Source organism: Kitasatospora sp. NPDC001159, assembly GCF_053598235.1.
This window is the reverse complement of sequence record NZ_JBSFJV010000060.1, coordinates 30,193-52,333: the sequence shown is the minus strand read 5'-3', so window position 1 is coordinate 52,333 and position 22,141 is coordinate 30,193. Positions and strand designations below refer to the sequence as shown.

The following is a 22,141-nucleotide window of genomic DNA, read 5'->3' as shown; positions in this document are numbered from 1 at the left end:
CCTGGACCTGACGGGCCACACCGTCGTCCCCGGCTTCGTCGACCTGCACGTCCACGGCGGCGGCGGCGCCTCCTACGCCTCCGGCATCGCCCCCGCGGCGGTCGACCCGGCCGGACCGGTGTCGCGACGATCACCCGCAGCCACCGGCGTGACCGAAGTCCAGACTGCGCGCCGGCATCGGCGCTGCCATCACCAACAGGTCCGGGTCGGTGAGCAGAAGTTCGAGGTCGATGTAATCCGGCCATGCCGGGTCGGTCGCAGCGATGTCGATGGTCGTCGTTTCCATGGTGGCCTCCGGTTCCGTCTCGCGGATTTCCTGGTCGCGAGAAGAGAATCCGCCCGGTGGCTATGACGTCCCTATGAAGGTCCTGCGGCCCGGCGGCGGTCTCCCGACAGCCGCCCTATAGAACTCCTATGGGCCGCTCGGGCAACGTCCCGACGTGGACACCAGCATCAGGGACGTGATCGTGCTCGGCAGTGGGCCGGCGGCCTGGATGAGCGCGGCCTATCTCGGCCGGGAACTCCAGGGCACGGTTTCCGTGACGGTTCTCGAAGAGCCGGAGAGCGCGGTCGGGAACAGCGTGGAAACAGTGCTCCCGTCCTTCTCCGGGGCGTTTCTGGACGTTGTCGGAATCGCCGAGCACGACTGGGTGCGGGCCTGCGCGGCGACCTTCCGCACGGCCGACCGCTACGTGAACTGGCGGACGGCGGGCTCCGCCGAAGCACGCCCCCGCGTGCTGCCCGGAGCCCGGCCCGATGCGTTCTACCACTCGTTCGGGCTGCTCCCAGAGCACGACCGGCTACCGCTCTCGCACTACTGGCAGCACCGCCGGCACCGTGGGGAGACCGCGGAGCCCTTCGACTACGCCTGCTTCCGCGAGCCCCCGCTGCTGGACGCCCGCCGCTCCCCGTGCTGGTTCGACGGTCGGCCCGCGACCCGCTACGGCTGGCACGTCGACCGCCGGGTGCTCACGGGCTTCCTGCGCCGGTACGCGACCGCCCGGCCCGGGGTGCGGCGGGCCCGCGGTGCCCTGGCCGGGGTCGAACGGGACGGGCAGCACGACGTGGTGGCGCTGCGCACCACCGTCGGCGAGCGCCTGAGCGGCCAGCTGTTCCTGGACTGCACCCCCGGGCGCCGCCTGATCGGCGAGGTCCTGGCCGAGCCCTTCCTCGACCTGCGTGGGCAACTGCCCTGCGATGCCGCGGTGTCGGTGGACGTCCCGCAGCCGGACGCCCGCCGCCTGGGCATCGAGCCGCACAGCACGCTGCTCGCGATGCCGGCCGGGCGGGCCGGGCTCCACCCGGTGCTGGGCCGCGCGGGCGCCGACTACGTCTACGCGCGGGAGTTCGCCACCCGCGACGATGCGGCCCGGGACCTCTGCCGGCTCTGGGGCCTGGATCAGGAGCGGACCGAGGTCCACCACCTGGAGCAGCAAGCGGGCCGGGTGCGCCGCGCCTGGGTGCGCAACTGCGTGGCGGTCGGCCCGGCGGCGGGTGTGCTGGAGCCCGGTACGGCGGGCGGACTGCACCTGGTGGTCCGCACGCTCCAGTTGCTGGTGGGCCACTTCCCCGCCGGGCCGCCCCGCCCGGTCCTGACCGAGCGCTTCAACCGGGCGGTGGCCTGTTCGTTCGACGAGGCGCGGGACTTCGTCCAGATCCGCTACGCCTGCTCACCGCGGACGGACACGCCGTTCTGGCGCGCGGCCCGGGAGCTGTCCCGCTCCGGCGGGGTGCGGACCAGGATCGAGCTGTACCGTGCCGGGCTGACCGCCGGATCGGTGCTCGCGGAGGAGGCCCGCTACTACGGGCACAGCCGGGAGGAGCCGATCAGCCCGTGGAGCGACTCCGACTACTACTGCGTCCTGTCCGGCCTCGGCCTGGAGACCGACGGCCCGCCACCCGCCCTCGCCCATCGGCCCGAATCGGTCCGCGGCGCCGAACCGGTCTTCGAACGCGTCCGGCGCCAGCAGCGGAACCTTCTGGACACCCTGCCCGACGCCTACGCGTGCCTGCGCCGGCTGCACGCGGGGTGAAACGCCGAGAGAGGCGCCCCCGGCGGGGGCACCTCTCTCGGCCGGACGGGTCGTCCGGGCTCAGCTGTTGATCAACCGGGTGAACACGACCGTGTCGAAGACGTCCTCCATCCGGACGGCCCGGCCGTCGCGGAACGTCCAGGAGTGGATGAACGGCAGGGTCTCGGTGCGGCCGCTCAGCGCGGTGACGGCGCGGACGCCGAACACCACCACGCGGTCGCCGGAGTGGATGAACTCCTGCGGTTCGAGCCGCATGCCGCCCAGCACGGTCGGGACCTTGGCCAGGAAGTCCAACACCCCCTGGTGGCCGGTCTTGGTACCGCCCAGCCCGTACTCGGCGAGGCCCTCCGGGTGGACCCATTCGATGCCCGGGTCCATGGTCGCCAGCAGCGCGGCCACGTCCCGGTCGTGGAACGCCCGGTAGGCGGCGTGGACGACGGCGAGGTTGGCGTTCTCTCGGGGCACGTGCGGGCTCCTCAGTGCTGGACGTGCGCGGACCCGGCGTGCTCGGGTCGCAGACGATCGGGGTGGAGGGCCGCGAGGGTCCGGCGGATGCCCTCGCGCCAGTCGACCTCGCACGGGCCGGTCAGCCGGCGGCGCAGCGTGGGGTCGAACTGGTACGTCTCCCGGGTGACTTCGCTCGGCACCAGCTGGGCGGGCACCCCGGTCAGCTCCTCCAGGTAACGGACGCAGTCGGTGATCCCGACCGCCTCGTCCCCGCCCCAGTTGACCAGGGTCGCGGGCACCGAGGCGGCCTCCCAGAGCCGGGGCACCTGTCGGACGATGTCACTGGTGTAGATGGGCGAGCACCAGTTCTGGCCCTCCAACGGCACCGGGATGGGCTGGCCAGCGAGCATCCGCTGGAAGTACAGCATCGGGACACCGCCGTACCCCCCGGGGCCGTAGGCGATGTTGAGCCGCGCGATGGTGGTCGGCAGGCCGAGCACCCGGGCCATGGCGCGCACGGCCCCCTCGGTCGCGATCTTGCCGACCGGGTAGGCCGGCAGCCAGTCCGCGACGCCGTCCACCGGATCGTCCTCGGTGTAGGCGTGGTCGAGGGTCTGCCGCGCGTACAGCGCGCCGGTCGACACGAACAGGAAGGCCTCGGCGGTGCGGCAGTGCGCCATCAACCGGCCGGTGGCCGTGGTGTTGACGTCGATCGTCCGGTTGAAGTCGCCGTCGTCGCCGCGCCGGACCGCGGAGTGGATGACGTGGGTGAAGTCCTCCGGCAGGCCCTTGAACGCGTGCTCGGAGTCGTCCTCCATGTCCCACCGCCAGGTCGTGACGCCCCGCGCCCGAAGTTCGTCCGCCACCCCCGGGGTGCCGAAGCGGCCGATGCACCAGACGTCGTTCTCCGCGGCGAGCGCCTCCGCGACCGGCCGTGCGACCTGACCGGTGCCGCCGGTCACCAGGATCTTCTTGCCCCTCACTTGCCCTCTCCCATCGCCCGGTCGAGCTCCTTGCGTAGAATCGCCTGGAAGGCGGCCACGTGCTGCGGGCCCATCAGGGTGTAGTGCTCTCCCGGCACCTCCACGTACCGGTTGGCGCCCTCGGTGAAGTCGTCCCAGCGGCGCAGCTCGTTCGTCAGCCAGTCCTCCTTCGTGCCCCGCAGCGGGTCGGCGTAGAGGACCGTCATCGAGCGGACCGTGCCGCTCGGCCGGTACGACTGGCCCAGGCCGGTGAGCCGGTCGGCCAAGTCCGCCCAGGCGGCGAACTTCTCCTGGTCCAGGTCGAGTTCGGCGATCCGGGCGGGCGGCGCGAGTGCCAGCAGACGGGCCAGCTGCTCCTCCTGCGGCAGACCGCGCAGCTGACCGGGCAGCTCGCGGGACTGCTTCTTGTCGATCAGGGCCATGAAGAACGCCAGGTTGACTGCGGTCTCGATGAAGTCCAGCTCGTCCATCCGGTACTTGATGTGCGGCGGCAGGTTGAAGCTGCCGACGAAGTCGACCCGCTCACCCTGCTCCTCCAGCACCTTGGCGATCTCGAAGGCCACCGCGGCGCCGAAGGAGTAGCCGGCGACGGCGTACGGGCCGTGCGGCTGCCGGGCCCGGATCGCGGCGACGTACGTGTCGACCATCTGCTCGAAGGTCCGGAACGGCTTCTCGCCCTCGTTGAACCCCCGGGCCCGCAGGGCGTAGAACGGCCGGTCCCCCACGAAGTACTGGGCCAGGTTGACGAAGACCAGTACCTCGCCGACCCCCGGGTGGACGCAGAACAGCGGCGTCTTGTCCCCGCTCACCTGCATCGGCACGATCGGGTCGTACGCCGTATCACCCAGCCCCCGCCGCTGGGTGAGCCGGCTCGCGAGCGAGCGGACGGTCGGTGCGGTGAGGACGGTGATGATCGGCAGATCCCGCACGCCCAACCGTTCCGCCACCTGACCGCGCAGCCGCAGGATGTCCAGCGACGTGCCGCCCAGGTCGAAGAAGCTGGCGGTGGCGCTGATCCGGGCCGGGTCCGTGTCGAACAGCTCGGCGTAGATCCCGGTGAGGATCCGTTCCGTCTCGCCCTCCGGCGCGGCGTACCCGCCGAGTCGGCGCTGCGTCAACTCCTCGGCCTCGCACCGTTCCCGATCGAAGCCGCCGGCCTCCAACCGCTTGCGCATCAGCGCCCGCTGGATCTTGCCGAGACTGGTCTTCGGGAAGGCGTCCATCGGCAGCGGCAGGATCAGGGCCGGCCGGAACCCCCAGGTCATCACCGTGGTGCTGCGGATCGCGGCCAGCGTCCGGTAGCGGCCCGCCTCGTCCCCGTCGGGCAGCGAGCAGTGGAAGGCGATCACCAACTGCTCGGTGTCGCTGTCGGCCGGACGGGTGGGGAACGCGGCGACGTAGGAGGGGCTGACCCCGTCCAACTGCTCCAGCACGGTCTCCAGTTCGTGGCTGAAGTAGTTGACGCCGTTGACGATGACGCTGTCCTTGCTGCGCCCGACCAGGGTGAGCCGTCCCTCGTCGATCCGGCCGAGGTCACCGCTGCGGAACCAGCCGTCGGCGGTGAAGGCCTCCTCGGTCGCCGCCTCGTTGTTGTGGTAACCACGGGTGATCATCGGGCCGTTGAGCTGGAGCTCGCCGACCTCGCCCTCGGGCAGCGCACGGTCGTCGGCGTCGGCGACCCGGATCCGCAGCCCGGACACGGGGGTGCCCAGGTTCGCGAACTCCTGGCCCTCGTCCGACTGCGGGAAGGCGAGCGAGTAGATGCTGCCGGCGCAGGTCTCGGTCATGCCGAAGGCGGGCCACAGCGCCGCGGAGTTCAGGCCGTACGGCTCGTACCGCTCCAGGAAGGTGCGCCCGGTCGCGCAGACCACCGCCTCACCGCCGCTGACGATGTGCCGCAGTCGGCTCAGGTCGAGCCGCTCAAGGTCCGCCTCCGGCATCCGGTCGGCGGCGGAATTCAGCATTCCGAGCAGGAAGTTGGGGGTGAACGTCATGGTCACCCGGTGCTCGGAGACCAGCCGCAGGAACTCCAGCGGCTCCCCGAGGACGACCTGGGCCGAGGCGTGGACCTGACGGCAGCCGACCGACAGCGGCAGCAGGTGGCACTCCAGCAGCGCGGCGACGTGGTCGAAGGAGACCCAGTTGAGGGTGGTGTCCGCCTCGGTGAGCCGGTGGTACCCGTTCTTCCCGGCCATGGACGCCAGCAGGTTGGCGTGGCTGAGCTCGACCGCCTTGGAGTTTCCGGTCGACCCGGAGGTCAGGACGAGGACCGCGACGTCCTCCGGCGCGGCCCGGTGCGGCTCACCGGCGGGCTCGTCCCCGCCCTGGTGCAGGGCGTCGGTGGTGGTGACCGTCAGGCCGTCCACCGGGGGCAGTTCGGCCGCCAGCGCCGCATCGGTGACCACCAGCGGCTTGTCCAGGAGTGCGTCCACATGAGCGAGTTGGGCCGCCCAGCGGTTCCGGTCGGCGCGCAGCGGCGCCATCGGGCACGGCACGAAGCCGCCGAGCTGAGAGGCCCAGAACGCCGCGAGGAAGTCCGCAGGGTCTTCCAGTAGCAGCACGACCTTGTCTTGCGGCCGCAGTCCGCGGGCCCGTAGTCCGGTCAGCAGCCGGTGCGCCTCCTGCAGCAGTTCGACGTGGCTCTGGTCGCGGTGTCCGTCGTCGGAACCGCCGGTGCAGTAGCGCGGGCCGTTCGCCGGCTGCCGCTCGGCGGCCCTGAGTAGCAGATCGACGATGGTCCAGGGATGTTTCGTCACGGTTTCTCCTAAGCGTGGCTCTCGTGGTGCCGGGGGGTCGAGCGGGAGAAGTCCCGCGCCCGGACGAGCGGGCAGGGCGGTGAACCATTGAGCAGGGGAAGGCGTGAGGCCCCTGTTGGTCGTGGGGCCGTTGCGGTCGAAACCGTAGGCGGAGTCCCGCCTGGTGGGACGGGGGCTGGCCTGAAGAGACGTGCGGTGCTACGGCAGGTGATGGATGTGTAGCCGCGGGTACCGGAAGCGGAGGGCGGGCGCATCGATTCCGCCGCTGATCGGCATCTTGTTGTCGTGATGACCGTGGGGTGGTGCATTGCGGAACTGCTCTGTTATAAGCACCCAAATCGCGGTGGCAGGAGTCTCGTTGACGGAAGATGATCGTTCGAACTAGAGTGTGATTGATCTTTGTCCCGTTCGCGCGCCTCCTGTCAGAATGGGCATTCCGCTCCGGATGGCAGGTGCTTTCGGCTTCGCTGGAGCGTGCGCAACGGATGAGCGCGGGATGGATCAACGGGGGCTAGGAACAGTGGGTGTCAGGACTTTAACGACCGGATCGGGAGCCGAACTTCCGAAGGTGCACGCGGAGCGTGTCGAGGAGACCTTGTTACAGGCCAGGGCGCTGATCGAGTCGACGGTCTCGCTGCACCGCCGACGGAGCGACGGGCCGGCAGCGGTGTCGCGCACCGACGCCGAGGTGGTCGGCGAGGCCGTGGAGCAGTTGATCACCGGCGCCCGCCGCTCGGTGAGCCTGGCGCTCGTCGCGAACGGTAAGTTCGCCGTCGAGGCGCGCCGGGTACTGGCCCGGCTCCCGGAGGAGGGGCCCGCTCAAACCGGCCCCGCGGTGCGGGTGCTCTGCGTGGGCTCGGCCACCGAAGGCGCCGTCGACCTGCTGGCGAACCTGTACCTGCCGCAGACCGAAGTACGGGTGACCGAGACCGATCTGCGCGAGGTGCTGATCGTCGACGGCCGCGGCGCGCTGGTCCGCTCCGGAGCCGGGCGCGCCGGCGGGGACGCCGTGAACGTCAACGACCCCGCCGTGGTGCGCGCCCTCGATCTGCTCTTCGCCGGAGCCTGGTCGCGCGCCCGGCCGCTGGACCGCCACCTGAGCCTCAGCCCGCGCCTCGACAGCGATCAGACGCGGAGCGTCCTGAAGATGCTCCGGGGAGGCCACACCGACGAGGTCGCCGCGCAGGAGCTGAACGTCTCGCTGCGAACCTACCGCCGCCACGTGGCGGAGATCATGCGCGAGCTCGGCGCCAACTCACGCTTCCAGGCGGGGTTCAGAGCGGTCGAGCTGGGGCTGCTGTCCAACGCGGGGTGATCGGCGCGGGCCCCGTCCGTACACCGCCGGGCGGGGTCCGCGCGCGGACTGTCAGCAAGTCGACGGAGAGGGTTGGGGCACAGTGTCGGAACGGGCCGTGGACGAGCTGGAGGAGGCCCTGCTCGGGGTGAGCGCGCTGATCGAGTCGACGGTCGCGATGAACCGCGACCGCTACTCCACCGATCGGCTCATCACCACGATCACCGGCCCCTACCGGAAGGTCCTCGCCACGGCGGAGGAGATGATCACCGGCGCCCGGTTGAGCATCGACATCGTGCACGCCCGACGGGTCCAGGAGGAGGAGCGGACGGAGCGCTCCGAGCGGGGGCTCCTGCGCCAGGCGGACCCGTCCGTCCCCGTCCAGTTGCTCAGCTCCCCCGAACTGCTCGACGAGGGCTTCGTCCGCGAACAGCTCAACACGCCGAACCCGGTGGCGATCCGGGTGGCCCGGGTCCCCCCGCTCCAGGCGATCATGGTCGACCGGGAGGCGGCCCTGGTGGTCACCGGCATCGCGGTCAACCGGCGGGCCGCGGTGATCCGGGTGCCCGAGGTGATCCACACCCTGCACATCCTCTTCGACAACGTCTGGCGGGGCTCCGTGCCCGCCGGCGAGCGGATCGTCTTCGGCGACCGTGCCCGGGCGGCCTTCGCGCGCCAGATCCTCGGCGCGCTGCGGGCCGGGGTCACCGACGAGGTCGCCGCCCGCGACCTCGCTATCTCGGTGCGCACCTACCGGCGCTACGTCGCCGAGATCATGACCCTGCTCGGCGCCAACTCCCGTTTTCAGGCCGGGGTCCGCGCGGCTGAGCTCGGCCTGCTGCCGCCGAGCCGGCCCGGCTCCGGATGACCGGACCGGGACGCTCGGCGGCATCTTCCTGACAACGCCGTTGTTGCGCCCTCCGGCCCGCTGCGAGACTTCCGGCGAGGAGCGGTGTGAACCCACGTCGCCAACCCGGCTGCCCGGTCGTCGCATCGTCGCGGCCGACCGCAGGAGGGCCGATCGTGCAGCGGGTGGACTTCCGGGTCCTCGGTCCGCTCGACATCCGGGCGGCCGGCCGGTCAATCCAGCTGCACGGAGCCCGTCAACGCACCACCATGGCGGTGCTGCTGCTCGCCCCGAACCGAGTGGTCTCGGTCTCCGCGCTCGCCGACGCGCTGTGGCACGGCCGGCCGCCCGCCACCGCACGCAACCAGGTCGCGATCTGCATCTCCGCGCTGCGCAAGACCTTCAAGGCGCAGATCGGGACCGACGGAATCCTGATCACCCGTCACCCCGGCTACCTGCTGCACACCGAGGGCCACCGGATCGACGCGGTGGAGTTCGAGCGGCTCGTCACCGAGGGGCGGGACTTCACCCGGCGCGGGCGGCCGGACGAGGCGAGCCACCGGTTCGAGGAGGCGCTGGCGCTGTGGCGCGGACCTGTGCTGGAGGGCATCCAGGCCGAGCGGGTCGAGGCGGAGGCCTCCCGGCTCACCGAGCTCGGCCTCACCGTCTACGAGGAGCACACCGGCATCCGGCTCCAGCAGGGCCGGCACCGTGAACTCATCGGTGAACTGCGGTCCTTCCTGCGCGCCCGGGCCCGGGCGCGTCACACCCAGGGGTCGTCGGCCATCAGGTCGGTCCCGGTGGTGGCCGCCGGTCCCGGGGCGGCGGAAGCGTGGTGCGAGCTGTTCCCGGCTGCCGGGAGGGCGACCGTCGCGGCGCCGGCGACGGCGAGCAGCAGGGCGGCGCGGGCCACCTGGTGGGCGAGGCGGGCGCGGGTCGTGGCGGTGATCGTGGTGCGGTTCATCGGATCCTCCTCGGATGGTCGGGGGGCTTGCGGGCCTACTCCCCTGATGCCGAGAACGCTACGGACGTGTGCTTTGGAGGCCGTTTCGATTCTCTTTCACAGGTTGTTTCCGGGTTTGTCGGTCTGCTCGCCCGGCTCGTCGCCCTCGGCGTGCGAGGTGATCAGCTCGGTCAGGACGTCGATGTACGCGGCGAGGACCTCGCCCCACGGCGTGTCGCTGGCCTGGAGGTGGGCCACTTCCTCGGCCTCGTGATCCTGCTCGATCTGGGTCAGCACGGAAAGCGGGTGGGGGATGCGAACGGGGTCGAGCTGGTTGTTGTCCATAGCTCCTCCTGAATGCGGCACGTGTCCCTGGTGCGACCCCCGTCCGGATCATTATCGGCAACCGGCCTATGAGGCGCCTTGAGCCGACCTGTACTGAGACATCGGAACGCGCACACCGTTCCGGACGCCGCTCGTGATCCTCCGTCAGATCGTCGTCGGCCGAACCGACACCGTCCCCGCTCCTGGACGGGGGCCAGGGGCGGGCCGCTGTGTCCGCGTGCGGTTCCCCAAGACTTCCCCTCGATCCTGTGCCCGTTCCGTACAGATCCGGCGGGTTGTGCGCACGCCCCTCCACCCCTCCGTTCCTCCTGGTGGGAGGCGGCGGAACTGCCGCTATGCTGTCCGGCGATCTTCGGACGGTATGACGGGGAATCGGGGGAGCAGCATGGGCAGCGACGGCGCCGGGACGGGGTTCAGCGCGCATCCGGAGAAGCTCGGGGACGCGGGTGACCAGCTGATCGCGGCGGGGCAGGACGTCCGCTCGGTCAAGGACGCCCTGGGCAAGTTGAACATGTCGGACCCGGCGGTGCTCGGAGAGTACGCGGGTGACGCGGCCAAGGCCTTCTGGTCGGCGTGGCAGGACGAGCTCGGGGTGAACCTCGACGCGCTGACCGACCTCGGCGGCAAGGTGCACACCACCGCCGCCAACTACGCCAAGACGGATGGCGGCGTCGAGCAGCAGTACCAGAAGCAGGGGGCCTGACCGTGCCCGACCACGACCTCAATCCGCTCGGTACCGACCCGGGCAGCCAGCGGCAGCAGGCCGAGTCGCTGAAGAAGACCATCGACGAGTCGCACGGCATGTGGGGCGCGGGCGACCTGAAGTACGCCGTCCACGACGCGCTGCAGCTGTCCGCCCCCAAGGGAGACTCCGGCAAGGTCGGCGACCTCGCCGCCGCCTACTACAAGGCGGTCGGCCAGCTCGACCAGATCCAGGCCAAGGTGGGACGGGTCGGCTCCCAGCACCTGCCGGACGCCTGGACCGGGCAGGTCGGTGAGAAGGCCGCCGAGGTGGTCAAGGCCTCCGCCGACGACCTTTCGCGCTGCCGCGACGCGATGGAGAAGGGCCGGCAGCAGCTCAGCACGCTGGCCACCGCGCTGGGCGAGGCGCAGACCCTGCACGGGCAGGGCGCCGCGCCGCTGAGCGAGGCGCTGAAGCTGCTGCACGACATCACCGTCGGTGGGGCGCCGGACCCGTTCAACTGGGACGACGACAAGATGCACCGCGCCCACGCCAAGGCGAAGGACGGCATCAAGTCGATCTACGACGCCGCGGTGAAGGCCGAGAACGCGGGCCGCGCCGCCGCCCGTGAGCTGAACGCGCTGGCGGACAAGGCGCTGGCGGGCAGGTTCAAGAACAAGGGACTCGGCGCGGAGGACAAGCTGGTCCTGGTCGACGCCTCCGTCGGCGGCAACGAGGGGGACGGAGGCATCCTGACCGAGGCCAACGCGGTCCGGGCCTCCCAGCTGATGGACCAGATGAGCGACGCGGACCGGGCCCGGTTCGACCAGCTGCTGGCAGGCACCAAGTCCCCGGAGGAGCGCGCCTACCTGATGAAGGCGCTGGCCGCCGGGCACAGCTACGACGAGATCAAGGCCTTCGACGAGCAGATCCACGACCACGCGGGCGATCCCGGGTGGCTGGCGGCGCGGATCTCCCCGGTCCAGCTGGACTCGGCCACGCCCGGCCAGAACGCGACCGGCTACGGCGGCGTGGCGTGGGACCAGGGCCAGCACAACACCTGCGTGGCCGCCTCGACCGTGACCGCCCGGGCGATGGTCGACCCGCTGTTCGCCTTCCAGCTCACCACCGGCGGCCACCCCGGCGACCCGGCCTACGACAACGGGCAGGCCGCGAAGGACCGCTGGGACAAGGAGACGAACCGCGTCTACGACTCCCGCTCCTGGATGCACCTGGGGGCGGACGGGATGTGGGACTGGGAGTCCAAGGACATCGCCAACTCCGAGATCGGCGACCACACCGGGGCCGGCTACAAGAACGTGGACCTGGAGGGGCCGGACCAGCGCAAGGACGTGCTGGCCCAGGTCGAGTCGTCGGTGGACCAGGGCAAGCCGGTGCCGATCTCGGTCAAGAACGACAAGTTCTTCCCGGACGGCCACCAGATGATGATCATCGCGCACCGCGGCGACCAGCTGGAGATCTACAACCCCTGGGGCTACACCGTCTGGGTCAGCGAGGACGACTTCGTCCACAACCACCTGGGGGGCGCCACCCAGGGCGACGAGCTCCCCATCGCCAGCAGCGTCCGGATGCCCAAGTGAGGCCTGAGAGTTGAGCACCGACCACCAGCCCATGAGCGACGACCGGCTGGCCGAGATGGACATCGAGGTCCTGCTGCGCTTCGGCCTGCCGGCCCCCGGCGTGGTCCGCTCCGTGCTGTTCGGCGACGGCGCGGTCGCCGCCGCGATCACCGCCGACCGGCTCGGCGTGCTGCCGCGTGCCGTGGTCTTCCTGGGCGAGGTGGTCCGCTCCGGCGGCACCGGCTTCGCAGCCGAACTTCCCGAGCCGCTGCCCGGCCCGGCGGCCGCCGTGGCCCGGGGCTGGCTGGCGGCGGCCGCCACGGTCGTGCAGGACCCGCTGGGGGACCAGCTGGTCGCCCGCTGGCTCGACGCTGTCGCCGCCGTGCTGGCACTGCGCGTAACCAACCGGGAGTCGAACTCGTGAAGAAGAAGTGGCAGCGGATCCTCCTCGTCGCGGTCGTCCTGCTGGCCGTCGCGGGTGCGGCGGGCGCGGTGGCGATCCACAGGATGGCCGCCGGCAAGCTCGACCACGGCACGGTGTTCACCGCGACCTCGGGTGAACTGTCCGTCAAGCCGGGTCAGTTGTTCTCGGTCGAGGTGAGCGCCCACCGGAATTGGGGTGACATCTGGAGTGCGGCCGACCCGGCCCCCGATGCCGCGGTGGTGCAGACCGTCGGCGACGAGTACGTCCGGAGCGTCGGTCTGGCCAACCTGGGCGGCGCGATCGGCTCGGATTCCGGCGGCCACTACTACTTCGTCTTCCGGGCCGCCCAGAACCCCGGCCGGACCACCGTCACCCTGCACGTGGACTACCGCGACCACACGGGCGGGACGTACTCCGGCGGTCCGGAGCAGACCAGGCGCCAGTTCACCGTCAACGTCGGCTGAGCCGTCACCGGTTGGGGGTGGGTCCAGGCCCACCCCCAACCGGGGGCTCAGCCGTATTCTGCCGCCCGCCCGCCGTCCCTAACGTGATCACGAGCCGCCCGGAGCACGGGCGGCCGTGGGAGACACGGGGGAGGACGCGGTGCGGGGCAAGGTGCGGGAAACGGTGCACCCGGGGCGAGGGTCCCGTCCGGAAGCGGACGGCGGCGCCCCGGCACTGCGGCTGACGGGCCTGCGCAGGCGGTTCGGCGCGCACACCGCCGTTGACGGCGTCGACCTGGTCGTGCCGAGCGGTTCCTTCTACGGGCTGGTCGGCCCCAACGGCGCCGGCAAGACCACCTCCCTCTCGATGGCCGTCGGCCTGCTGCGGCCGGACGCCGGGAGCTCGGAGATCTTCGGGGTCGACGTGTGGAGCGACCCGGTGCGCGCCAAGTCCCTGGTCGGGGTGCTGCCGGACGGCATGATGCTGCCCGAGCGGCTGACCGGCCCGGAACTGCTGCACTACCTGGGCCGGCTGCGCGGTCTGCCGGCCACGACGGTGGACGCCCGGGCCGAGGAGCTGCTGGCCGTCCTGGAGCTGGACGAGGCCGAGCACACCCCGGTGATCGACTACTCCACCGGGATGCGCAAGAAGATCGGCCTGGCCACCGCACTGCTGCACGCCCCCCGGCTGCTGGTGCTGGACGAGCCCTTCGAGGCCGTCGACCCAGTGTCCGCCGCGACCATCCGGGTCATCCTCCAGCGTTTCACCGCCTCCGGCGGCTCGGTGGTGCTGTCCAGCCACGTGATGGCCCTGGTCGAGCAGCTCTGCGACCACGTCGGCGTGATCGCCGGCGGCCGGGTGCTGGCGGCCGGACCGGTCGACGAGGTCCGCGCCGGGCGCGGCCTGGAGGACGTCTTCGTCGAGCTGGTCGGCGCCCGTACCGGTGGGAAGGAGGGGCTGTCGTGGTTGGCGTCCTGACCGGGATGAAAGTGACCGTCCTGCGACGGTCGATGTCCGGCCCCCGGGCCGCGAGCCTGATCACCGGGGGCGTGTGCGGCGCCCTGGCGGCGGTCGGCACGGCGTTGCTGGGCCTGGTGGACTTCCCCACCCCCGAGGCCGGGGTCGGCACGATCGCCCTGGTGCTGCTGGTGTGGACGGTCGGCTGGGCGGTCGGCCCGACCCTCACCGGCGGTGACCCGACCCTGCGGCTGTCCTACTTCACGCTGGTGCCGCAGCGCCCGGGCAAGCTCGCCCTCGGTCTGCTGGGCGCCTCGTTCGTCGGCATCACCCCGCTGGTCGGCCTGGTCGCCTTCGCGGTGCTGATCGTCTTCGGCGCCGGGCTGGGGCTGCTGCCCGCCCTGGTCGCCGTCCCCGCCGTACTGCTCCAGCTGCTGTTCGTGGTGGTGCTCGCCAAGCTGAGCCTGCAGGGCCTCGGCAGCGTGGCCCGCTCGCGGCTCGGCTGGGAGCTCTCCGCGCTGCTGGTCGGCCTGGTCTGCGGTTTCCTCAACACCGGCTGGTTCAGCATCGGCTTCTTCTTCAAGCTGCTCGGCGGCCACTGGGCCGCCAGCATCGGGACGGTCGTGCGGGCGCTGCCCTCCGGCTGGGCGGTGGTCGCCGTGGACGCCGCCCGGCGCTCCGACTGGGCCCAGGCCGGCGCCTGCCTCGGCGGACTTCTCGCCCTCTGCGCGCTGCTCTTCGCCGCCTGGACCGCCCTGCTCTCCCGGCAGTTGGTGCGCGGCACGGCCGGCGGCGGCCGGTCCACCACCCGGCCCGGCGTCCGGCTGCGGGCCGTCCCGGACAGCCCCGAGGGCGCCGTCCTCGGCAAGGAGCTGTGCCTGTGGGTGCGCGACCCGCGCCGCGCCCGCTTCCTGCGGATCGCCCTGTGGACCGGCCTGTCCACGGGCCTGTTCCCGGTGCTCGGCGGATTCACCACCGTGCTGCCGTGGACCGGCGTGGTCCTCGCCCTGTACGCCGGGGCGCTCAGCTCCAGCCTGTACGGCCTGGACGCCGGCGCGCTCTGGCTGACCCTGGTCGTCCCCGGCGCCGAGCGGATCGACGTCCGGGCCCGGCAGCTGGCCTGGCTGCTGGTCGTCGGCCCGGCTGCCCTGCTGCTCACCGTGGTCGCCACCCTCGCCGTCCCGAACGGCTGGGCCTGGCCCTGGCTGCTCGCCATCCTGCCCGCCGTCCTCGGCGCCGGGGCGGGCCTGACGCCGCTGATGTCCCTGCTCGGCCCGGCGCCGTTCCCGGACCGGCCCGGCGGCAACCCGCTGGACGGCTTCAGCGACGAGAGCGGCGACCAGGCCCGGATGCAGTCCCTGGCCGTCCTGCTGCTCCAGCTCTTCGCCGCGCTGCCCGCCGCCGGTGTCGTGCTGGCGGGCACCCTGCTGCACAGCGCGCCGCTGCGCTGGGCCGGGGTCGTGGTCGGCCTGGGCACCGGGCTGCTGTACGCCTGGTGGGTGGGCCGGGAGGCCCGGCGCCGGCTGGAGACCCGTGGGCCGGAGCTGCTCGACGTGATGCGCAAGGGCGTGGAGCAGGACCTGCTGGACAGCCTCTCCCGCCGTCGCACGACGATCGCCGGCCTGCTGGTGACGGTCGGGGTGCTGAGCACCGCCCCGCAGGGCGGGGTGGCGATGGGGATGTCGCTCCTCGCGCCGACGAACCGGAGCTGGTTCCTCGCCCTGTACCTGCCCTCGGGCTGGCAGGTGCCGGTGGAGGCGGGCTTCATCCTGCTGGGCGCGGTCTGCTTCTTCGGGGTGTACCGGCTGATCCGCGCCAAGCACTCCGCCGCCGGGCCCGTCCCGGCGGACTCCCCGGACTCCCCGGACTCCCCGGACTCCCCGGACTCCCCGGACCTCTCGGACCTCTCGGACCTCTCGGACCTCTCGGACCTCTCGGACCCGGAGGTCGCGCCCGCCGCTCAGGCGCCCTCCGAGCGGACAACGGCCCACTGAACACCGCGCGTTGTTCGGGCCCGGCCCGCCTTGTACCGCCGGCGCGGCGGGCCGGCTGCCATCATGATCATCCGAACTCGACACCCCGGAGCGCCCCGTGAGCACCCCTCGGACCCGAGCCGCCCAGGCGCTGCGCACCGCCGGGAGGGCGCTCGGGCGCCTCGCCGTCCTGACCCTCCTGATCCCGGCCGGGGCGGTGCTGTCCGTGCTCTACCTGGCGTCCTTCCTGCTCTGGGGCTGCCTCGGGATGTTCCCGCTCTTCCCTCTGGCCACCAAGGTGGTCCGCAGCGCCGCCGATGCCGCCCGCTGGGCGTCCGGCCACTGGTCGCAGGTGCCCGTACCGGTGCCCTACCAGCCGCGACCGGCGCTGGAACGCACCCTGCACGGCTGGTTCTGGACCGGCCACGACTACCACAAGAGCCGCTGGTTCGCGGGCATGGCGCGTACCCTCCGCTGGCTCTGGAACGATCCGGCGACCTGGCGCGACGCCCTCTGGGCGATCACCGACCCGCTGGTCGGCGGGGTGATCGCCGCCGCGCCCGTGCTGCTGATCAGCTCCGGCCTGTACGGGCTCGGGCAGCCCCTCGTGCCGTACGACCTGCCGCTCGGCGGCCTGCTCGCCTTCCTCCTCGGCCCGGTCCTGATCGCCGGCGGCCTCGCGCTCGCCCCGCCCGCGCTGCGCCTGCACGGCCTGTGGACCCTCTCCGTGCTCGGCCCCACCGAGCGCTCCCGGCTGGCCCAGCGGGTCGAGCAGCTCACCGAGATCCGGCTCGACGCCACCGAGGCCCAGGCCGCCGAACTGCGCCGCATAGAGCGGGACCTGCACGACGGCGCGCAGGCCCGACTGGTCGCGGTGAGCCTGCGGCTCGGTGCCGTCGCGGCCCTGATCGACCGGGACCCGCAAAGCGCCAAGCAGGTGGTGTCGGACGCCCAGGAGAACGTCACCCAGGCCCTGCAGGAACTGCGCGACCTGGTCCGCGGCATCCACCCGCCGGTGCTCGCCGAACGTGGACTGGCCGAGGGGGTACGGGCGTTGTCGCTGGACGTGCCGCTGAAGGTCGAGGTCCGGGCCGAACTGCCGGGCCGGGCCGAGGCCCCGGTGGAATCGGCGGTCTACTTCGCCGTCAGCGAGGCCCTCACCAACGCCGTCAAGCACGGCGACGCCCGCCACGCCACGGTGGAACTCACCCACGCCGCCGGGCTGATGAGGGCCGAGGTGACCGACGACGGCCAGGGCGGGGCCGACCCCGGCAAGGGCAGTGGTTTGCGGGGCATCCAGCGCAGGCTGGCGGTCTTCGACGGTACGCTCACGGTGACCAGCCCCCCGGGGGGCCCGACCAGGCTGATCGTGGAGCTACCGTGCGTGTTGTCCTCGCCGAGGACCTCGTCCTGCTGAGGGACGGACTGGAACTGCTGCTGCGTGCCCACGGGCACGAGATCGTCGCAGCGGTGGAGAGCGGCCCCGAACTGGCCTCCGCCCTCGCCGAACACCGCCCGGACATCGCCGTGGTCGACGTCCGCCTGCCCCCGACCTACACCGACGAGGGCCTCCAGGTCGCGCTGGCCGCCCGCCGCGAACAGCCCGGCCTGCCCGTGCTGGTCCTCTCCCAGCACGTCGAGCAGCTCTACGCCCGCGAGCTGATCGCCGACGGCACCGGCGGCGTCGGCTACCTCCTCAAGGACCGCGTTTCCAAGGCCGACCAGTTCGTCGACGCCGTCCACACCGTCGCCGCCGGCGGTACGGTCATGGACCCCCAGGTCATCAGCCGCCTCCTCGCCCGCAACGCCTACGACGAGCCGCTCGCGATGCTCACCCCGCGGGAGCGGGACGTCCTGGAGATGATGGCCGAGGGCCGCTCCAACGCCGCGATCGCCCAGCGCCTCCACTTCAGCGAAGGCGCGGTCAGCAAGCACACCTCCAACATCTTCGCGAAGCTGGGGCTCGGCGCCTCCGACGACGACAACCGGCGGGTGCTCGCGGTGTTGGCGTACCTGAACGGGACCCGTGTGGGCTGAGTGCCGCGGCCCCGGGCGGACGGCCGTACGTCGGTACGATCCCTGTACGGGTGGTGCGGAGGAAGAGGCCTCGGACGCGGCCGCGGCCGAGCGGGCGGTGGCCGTGCTGAAGGCGGTGGCCGATCCGTCGCGCTACCGGCTGCTGTGGGCGCTGAGCCGCCGCGAGCTGCCAGTCGGCGAGCTGGCCGAGCTGCTGGGCGCCCATGTCGCGGCGACTTCCCAGCACCTGGCGAAGCTGCCGTACCGGCTACGGAAGCATTGTCCCGGCTAGCCCTTCGGCACGGTCACCTTCAGGTACCTGTGACCGGCTGGTCGCTCTGGGTACTGCAGCCGCCGGCGTCCGAGGGGGGCGGCACCGAGCCGATCCGCAGCCGCCCGCTCAGCCCGGTGCGCGGCGCGTCCACCTCGTCCAGCACGTCGATCCGGTCCGCGCGGGTGTAGACGTTCATCGAGTCGCCGCGCAGGAAGCCGACCAGGGTCAGCCCGCTCTCCTCGGCCAGGTCCACCGCCAGCGAGGAGGGCGCGGAGACGGCGGCGAGCATCGGCACGCCCGCCATCACGGCCTTCTGCACCAGTTCGAAGGAGGCCCGGCCGCTGACCATCAGCACAGTGCCGCGGGCCGGGAGCAGGCCCTCGCGCAGTGCGTGGCCGACCACCTTGTCCACCGCGTTGTGCCGGCCCACGTCCTCGCGCAGGCAGAGGAGCCGCCCCCCGGCGTCGAACAGCCCGGCCGCGTGCAGGCCACCGGTGCTGTCGAAGACCTTCTGGGCGGCGCGCAGCCGGTCGGGCAGCGCCGACAGCAGCTCGGGGGTGACCCGCAGGGCGTCCTCGGCGACGCTCCACGGCGCGGTGGTGCGCACCGCGTCCAGGCTGGCCTTGCCGCACAGGCCGCAGGAGGAGGTGGTGTAGAAGTTGCGCTCCAGCGAGGCGTCCGGGGCGGGCACGCCGTGGGCGAGCACGACGTCCACCACGTTGTAGGTGTTGCCGCCGTCAGCGGTTGCCCCGGCGCAGTAGCGGATCCCGGCCAGGTGGTCGGCGGCGTGCAGCACGCCCTCGCTCACCAGGAAGCCTGCCGCCAGGTCGAAGTCGCTGCCGGGGGTGCGCATGGTGACCGTCAGCGGGCGCCCGCCGACCCGGATCTCCATCGGCTCCTCGGCGGCCAGGGTGTCGGGGCGGTGCGAGGGCACGCCCTTGCGCAGCCGCAGCACCCTGCGCGGTACGGTCACTCGGCCCATCGTCGTCGGCTCCTCGGTGGTGTGCTCATGGCGGACTGTACGGACAATCCTCGCGCGTTCCGGGGCCGGGGCGCCCGGGTGGTCGGCGGCGGGCACGTGGCGGCGGCCGCGTGCGGCGGTGACGGCGAGCACAGCACGCCCACCACCGCCTTGGCGGTGAGCGCGGTCCGGGGCCGGCAAGGACGGCTGACCGCTATCCGCTGTTCCCCGCCGAGTTCCCCACCGACAGCACCACCGCGCTCGCCGCGCCGCCCGGCGTCTCGTAGTTCACCGTGTCCCCGGCGTGGCAGCCCAGCAGCGCCTTCCCGAGCGGACTGTCGTAGGTCACCAGGGTCAGCTCCCGCTCCTCCGCCACCTCCGAGATCTCGACCGTCTCCTCGGCCCCGTCCCCGAACCGCACGGTGACCGTCGAGCCCACCCCCACCACCTCCGTCGACGGCGCCCCGGCCACCTCGGCCTCCCGCAGCCGCCCCTCCAACTCGGCGATCCGCCGGTCCAGCCGCGTCACCTCCGACGCCCGCTGCAACTCGTCCGCCGCATCCGCCCGGTCCCCCACCGGCTCCGCGCCCCGCAGCGTCGCGGCCACCTCCCCCCGCTCCATCCGCAGCTGCGCCAGCTCCTCCCGCACGGCACGCAGCCCCTCGGTACTGATCGGTTCCGGCCCACCGCTCATGGGAAGCTCCCGGGTCTCTCACGGAACGCTCGAACACCGGCCGTCTCCCATTACCCCACCCGCCCTGGTGCCCGGCAAATCCCCAGCGAGAAGCCGCGCCGCGACGACTGGTTCGAGGAAGGCGCTGGGCGCCCCGTGCCAGGAGACGGAGAGGGCCTCGCGTGCGCGTGTGCACGCCACGAAGAGCAGGCTCAGCTCGCCGTTCAGGTCCTCCTGGTGCTGCTGCGGGTCCGTTTCCTCCGGGGTGATCGCGTTGCGCATGGGCACCACGCCCTCGCTCACGCCCGCGACGGCGACGCAGCGGAACTCCAGCCCCTTCATCCGGTGCATGGTCCCGATCCGCACGCCGGGGGACGGCGCGTTGCCGAGCAGGTAGGCGGGCGTCCCGGCCTGCTCCAGGGCTTGGGCGATTTCGCGGCCGAGTTGGACGGTCCGGGCGGCGACGCCGATGTCCTCCGGGCTCACGCCCGCGGTGGTCCACTCCTCGATGCGGGCGACGAGTGCCCGGATCTCCTCGGACTTGTCGACGTGTCCGTGCGTCTCGGGGTGCGCGCCGTGCAGGGTCGAGTGGTAGCCCACGAGGGACTCCTCCCCGCCGTCCATGTCGTCGGGGCGTTCGCCGGTGAGCAGGGAGGCGGACCAGCTGAGGATCTCTTGCGTGGTCCGGTAGTTGATCCGCAGCCGGGAGGACCGCCCGACCACCTGGATCCCGAGCGAGCGCAGCGAGACCTTGTTCCCGTAGATCCGCTGGTGCGGGTCGCCGGCGAGGAACAGGTCGTCCGGCCCGGGTGCGACGAGTGCGCGGAGGAACCGCCACTGCGCGGGGTGCAGGTCCTGGGCCTCGTCGATCACCACGTGCCGGAACGGGCGGTCCCCCTGTTCGTCGAGCACTCGCGCGGCCTGCGCGCAGACCTGCAGGAACGTCCACTCCCCGGCCTGCCGCAGCTCCTCCTCGAACGCGGCCACCGCGCGCCACAGTTGGGCCTTCTTCAGTGGTCCGAGGGGCGTGCCCCGGCCGGAACGCGATGCCTTCAGGTACTGCTCCGGGCCGTCGATCGCCTGGGCCAGGACGACCTGTCGCCACTCCTGGTCGAGGAAGACGTTGGTGAAGTCGACCCCGAGCCGCTGGGCGACCCGCCCCCAGCGGGCGAGGACCGCGCGCTGGTTGAAGACGATCTTCAGCGGAGCGCCGCCGCGGGAGCGGCGCAGGACCTCGTTGGCCAACGCGTCGACGGTGACCACCCGGACCTTCGCCCTGATCCGTTCGTCCGTGACGAGCAGGGCGAGGCAGCGTTCCAGCTCCGCGGCGAGGTCCTTGGTGTAGGTGGTGAGCAGTACCGACCCGTCGGGGGCGTCCGGCGGCAGCCGGCGCGCCAGGTGGTAGGTCCGGTGCAGGGCCACCACGGTCTTGCCGGTCCCCGGGCCGCCGGTGACGCGGGCGGGCCCGTTGTACGAGTCCCGGTAGGCGATCCGGTACTGGGCCGGGTGCAGGAAGATCCGCCACGCGTCGAACGGGCGCTCCAGGATCTCCAGCAGCTCCTCGGGGCAGGACACCAGCGCGACCCGGCCACGCGCGTGGGCCATCGCCGAGACCAGCCCGTCCCCGGGCTGCGCGGCGCTCACCGGAGCCGCCGCCCGCGCGTACGCCTGGACGATCTCACGGTCGATGTCGGCCGGCTCCATGCCGCTGGCGAGGCCGATCAGGACGTCGAACTGCTGCTCCGGCAGGACCCGGTGGAGCGCTTCCAGGTGGGCTTCGTCGGGCAGCAGCCGGATGATCGGCAGGATCTCCTCGTCGATGCCCAGGCTGCGCAGGACCTTGTCGGAACGGTCGGCGAAGAGCCGCCGGGGTTCGTCGGAGGCCCGGGTCCTCAGTGACGCGGTGGCACGTTCCAGGGCGACGTCGTTGCGGATCTCGACGCCCTGGGTGGCGGCGTTGACCGAGGCGCGGTGCTTGCACGCCCAGTCGTTGGCCTTGTCGTGCGGGAGGACCTTCAGCAGCAGGTAGCCGTCGCCCCGGTCGGCCTTGAGGACGACGCCCCGCCAGAAGTCGGTGATCCGGATGGTCCGGATCCTGGGGTCCCGCTGGTTGGTGAGCTTCTCCAGGTGCGCGCCGGCGTGCGTCGCCCCGGTGAACTTCTCGAAGGTCTCGAAGACCCTCCGCTGCACCGACTTCTCCAAGCCCGCGAACTCCATCAGGAAGTCCCGGTGCATCCCCAGCGTCGCCACGCAGGCCCCCTCGTGCCTCTGTCCGGTCGGGCAGTGCGATCACTGTACTGGCCCGATGATCATTCGGGGCGCGTACGGACGGCTGCCGTACGCTCCCCCGAGGCGGGAGGAGACGCATGGGGCACATCGGCCGCGGCACCGCGCTCGGGAGGCGCTGCCGGCTGGAAATCCCTCCGGGGCGTGGGTCGATGGGGCACGTGTGGCGGGGCAAGGACCAGTACCTGGGCCGGGACGTCGCCCGTGAAGACCGTCTCGGCCG

At 72.2% G+C, this 22,141-nt stretch carries 20 protein-coding genes and 2 pseudogenes; 14 read left to right on the top strand and 8 right to left on the bottom strand.

Features of this window, described 5'->3' with window-relative positions:
* Both ACWC9T_RS26905 and ACWC9T_RS26900 read left to right on the top strand, forming a co-directional pair.
* Positions 1-352: pseudogene (locus tag ACWC9T_RS26905) on the top strand (hypothetical protein); the annotation flags it as partial.
* A gap of 88 nt (positions 353-440) precedes the next feature.
* The gene (locus ACWC9T_RS26900; protein WP_449823626.1) at positions 441-2,033 is read left to right on the top strand and encodes a tryptophan halogenase family protein; all 1,593 of its coding nucleotides are present in this window, start codon (positions 441-443) and stop codon (positions 2,031-2,033) included.
* 60 nt (positions 2,034-2,093) lie between these two features.
* Here the strand turns inward: ACWC9T_RS26900 and ACWC9T_RS26895 are convergent, their stop codons facing one another.
* From ACWC9T_RS26895 to ACWC9T_RS26885, 3 genes are read right to left on the bottom strand one after another with little or no spacing between them, the layout of a single operon-like run.
* Positions 2,094-2,498: a nuclear transport factor 2 family protein gene (locus ACWC9T_RS26895; RefSeq protein WP_449823625.1), complete on the bottom strand. Its 405-nt coding sequence runs from the start codon at positions 2,496-2,498 to the stop codon at positions 2,094-2,096.
* 11 nt (positions 2,499-2,509) lie between these two features.
* Positions 2,510-3,463: an NAD-dependent epimerase/dehydratase family protein gene (locus ACWC9T_RS26890; RefSeq protein ID WP_449823624.1), complete on the bottom strand. Its 954-nt coding sequence runs from the start codon at positions 3,461-3,463 to the stop codon at positions 2,510-2,512.
* Positions 3,460-6,219 carry an AMP-binding protein gene (locus tag ACWC9T_RS26885; protein ID WP_449823623.1) on the bottom strand — a complete coding sequence of 920 codons (2,760 nt, stop codon included), beginning with the start codon at positions 6,217-6,219 and terminating at the stop codon, positions 3,460-3,462. Before ACWC9T_RS26885 ends, ACWC9T_RS26890 begins: the two co-directional genes overlap by 4 nt.
* Positions 6,220-6,787: 568 nt before the next feature.
* On the opposite strand from ACWC9T_RS26885, the gene ACWC9T_RS26880 reads away from it, so the two are divergent.
* From ACWC9T_RS26880 to ACWC9T_RS26870, 3 genes and pseudogenes are all read left to right on the top strand, one after another.
* A complete protein-coding gene (locus tag ACWC9T_RS26880) occupies positions 6,788-7,534 on the top strand; it encodes a LuxR C-terminal-related transcriptional regulator (protein ID WP_449823622.1) in 747 nt (248 codons plus the stop codon).
* 97 nt (positions 7,535-7,631) lie between these two features.
* Positions 7,632-8,381, top strand: a complete 750-nt coding sequence (locus ACWC9T_RS26875; protein WP_449823621.1) for a LuxR family transcriptional regulator — start codon at positions 7,632-7,634, stop codon at positions 8,379-8,381.
* 248 nt (positions 8,382-8,629) lie between these two features.
* A pseudogene (locus ACWC9T_RS26870) lies at positions 8,630-9,049 on the top strand (AfsR/SARP family transcriptional regulator); the annotation flags it as partial.
* Between the two features lie 74 nt (positions 9,050-9,123).
* On the opposite strand, the gene ACWC9T_RS26865 reads toward ACWC9T_RS26870, so the two are convergent.
* Complete coding sequence (locus tag ACWC9T_RS26865; RefSeq protein WP_449823628.1) at positions 9,124-9,324, bottom strand: hypothetical protein; 201 nt, start codon at positions 9,322-9,324, stop codon at positions 9,124-9,126.
* A 96-nt stretch (positions 9,325-9,420) separates the two neighbouring features.
* Complete coding sequence (locus ACWC9T_RS26860) at positions 9,421-9,648, bottom strand: DUF6269 family protein (RefSeq protein ID WP_449823620.1); 228 nt, start codon at positions 9,646-9,648, stop codon at positions 9,421-9,423.
* A 385-nt stretch (positions 9,649-10,033) separates the two neighbouring features.
* On the opposite strand from ACWC9T_RS26860, the gene ACWC9T_RS26855 reads away from it, so the two are divergent.
* The 9 genes from ACWC9T_RS26855 to ACWC9T_RS26815 all read left to right on the top strand — a co-directional run bounded on the left by ACWC9T_RS26855 (position 10,034) and on the right by ACWC9T_RS26815 (position 18,016).
* On the top strand, positions 10,034-10,351 hold the full coding sequence (locus tag ACWC9T_RS26855) for a hypothetical protein (RefSeq protein WP_449823619.1): 318 nt from the start codon (positions 10,034-10,036) through the stop codon (positions 10,349-10,351).
* A 2-nt stretch (positions 10,352-10,353) separates the two neighbouring features.
* Positions 10,354-11,931, top strand: coding sequence for a hypothetical protein (locus tag ACWC9T_RS26850; RefSeq protein WP_449823618.1), 1,578 nt, complete (start codon positions 10,354-10,356; stop codon positions 11,929-11,931).
* A 31-nt stretch (positions 11,932-11,962) separates the two neighbouring features.
* Complete coding sequence (locus ACWC9T_RS26845; RefSeq protein WP_449823617.1) at positions 11,963-12,334, top strand: hypothetical protein; 372 nt, start codon at positions 11,963-11,965, stop codon at positions 12,332-12,334.
* On the top strand, positions 12,331-12,798 hold the full coding sequence (locus ACWC9T_RS26840) for a hypothetical protein (RefSeq protein WP_449823616.1): 468 nt from the start codon (positions 12,331-12,333) through the stop codon (positions 12,796-12,798). Before ACWC9T_RS26845 ends, ACWC9T_RS26840 begins: the two co-directional genes overlap by 4 nt.
* Before the next feature lie 115 nt (positions 12,799-12,913).
* Positions 12,914-13,756: an ABC transporter ATP-binding protein gene (locus ACWC9T_RS26835; RefSeq protein WP_449823615.1), complete on the top strand. Its 843-nt coding sequence runs from the start codon at positions 12,914-12,916 to the stop codon at positions 13,754-13,756.
* Complete coding sequence (locus tag ACWC9T_RS26830; protein ID WP_449823614.1) at positions 13,741-15,729, top strand: hypothetical protein; 1,989 nt, start codon at positions 13,741-13,743, stop codon at positions 15,727-15,729. The genes ACWC9T_RS26835 and ACWC9T_RS26830 overlap by 16 nt, the downstream gene beginning before the upstream one ends.
* Positions 15,730-15,826: 97 nt before the next feature.
* On the top strand, positions 15,827-17,125 hold the full coding sequence (locus ACWC9T_RS26825; RefSeq protein ID WP_449823613.1) for a histidine kinase: 1,299 nt from the start codon (positions 15,827-15,829) through the stop codon (positions 17,123-17,125).
* The gene (locus ACWC9T_RS26820; RefSeq protein WP_449823612.1) at positions 17,089-17,745 is read left to right on the top strand and encodes a LuxR C-terminal-related transcriptional regulator; all 657 of its coding nucleotides are present in this window, start codon (positions 17,089-17,091) and stop codon (positions 17,743-17,745) included. The genes ACWC9T_RS26825 and ACWC9T_RS26820 overlap by 37 nt, the downstream gene beginning before the upstream one ends.
* Complete coding sequence (locus tag ACWC9T_RS26815) at positions 17,735-18,016, top strand: helix-turn-helix domain-containing protein (RefSeq protein WP_449823611.1); 282 nt, start codon at positions 17,735-17,737, stop codon at positions 18,014-18,016. Before ACWC9T_RS26820 ends, ACWC9T_RS26815 begins: the two co-directional genes overlap by 11 nt.
* A gap of 19 nt (positions 18,017-18,035) precedes the next feature.
* Here ACWC9T_RS26815 and fdhD read toward each other — a convergent pair whose 3' ends face one another.
* The 3 genes from fdhD to ACWC9T_RS26800 all read right to left on the bottom strand — a co-directional run bounded on the left by fdhD (position 18,036) and on the right by ACWC9T_RS26800 (position 21,882).
* Positions 18,036-18,980, bottom strand: coding sequence for a formate dehydrogenase accessory sulfurtransferase FdhD (gene fdhD / locus ACWC9T_RS26810; protein ID WP_449823610.1), 945 nt, complete (start codon positions 18,978-18,980; stop codon positions 18,036-18,038).
* A 193-nt stretch (positions 18,981-19,173) separates the two neighbouring features.
* Complete coding sequence (locus ACWC9T_RS26805) at positions 19,174-19,653, bottom strand: GreA/GreB family elongation factor (RefSeq protein ID WP_449823609.1); 480 nt, start codon at positions 19,651-19,653, stop codon at positions 19,174-19,176.
* Between the two features lie 18 nt (positions 19,654-19,671).
* Entirely contained in the window at positions 19,672-21,882 is a 2,211-nt protein-coding gene (locus ACWC9T_RS26800) for a UvrD-helicase domain-containing protein (RefSeq protein ID WP_449823608.1), read from the bottom strand.
* Positions 21,883-22,141 lie beyond the last annotated feature (259 nt).

Coding starts and splice junctions, on each gene's coding strand:
- ACWC9T_RS26805 (WP_449823609.1), bottom strand. CDS start 19,653: ATGAGCGGTGGGCCGGAACCGATCAGTACCGAGGGGCTGCGTGCCGTG.
- fdhD (WP_449823610.1), bottom strand. CDS start 18,980: ATGGGCCGAGTGACCGTACCGCGCAGGGTGCTGCGGCTGCGCAAGGGC.
- ACWC9T_RS26865 (WP_449823628.1), bottom strand. CDS start 9,324: ATGAACCGCACCACGATCACCGCCACGACCCGCGCCCGCCTCGCCCAC.
- ACWC9T_RS26845 (WP_449823617.1), top strand. CDS start 11,963: ATGAGCGACGACCGGCTGGCCGAGATGGACATCGAGGTCCTGCTGCGC.
- ACWC9T_RS26860 (WP_449823620.1), bottom strand. CDS start 9,648: ATGGACAACAACCAGCTCGACCCCGTTCGCATCCCCCACCCGCTTTCC.
- ACWC9T_RS26855 (WP_449823619.1), top strand. CDS start 10,034: ATGGGCAGCGACGGCGCCGGGACGGGGTTCAGCGCGCATCCGGAGAAG.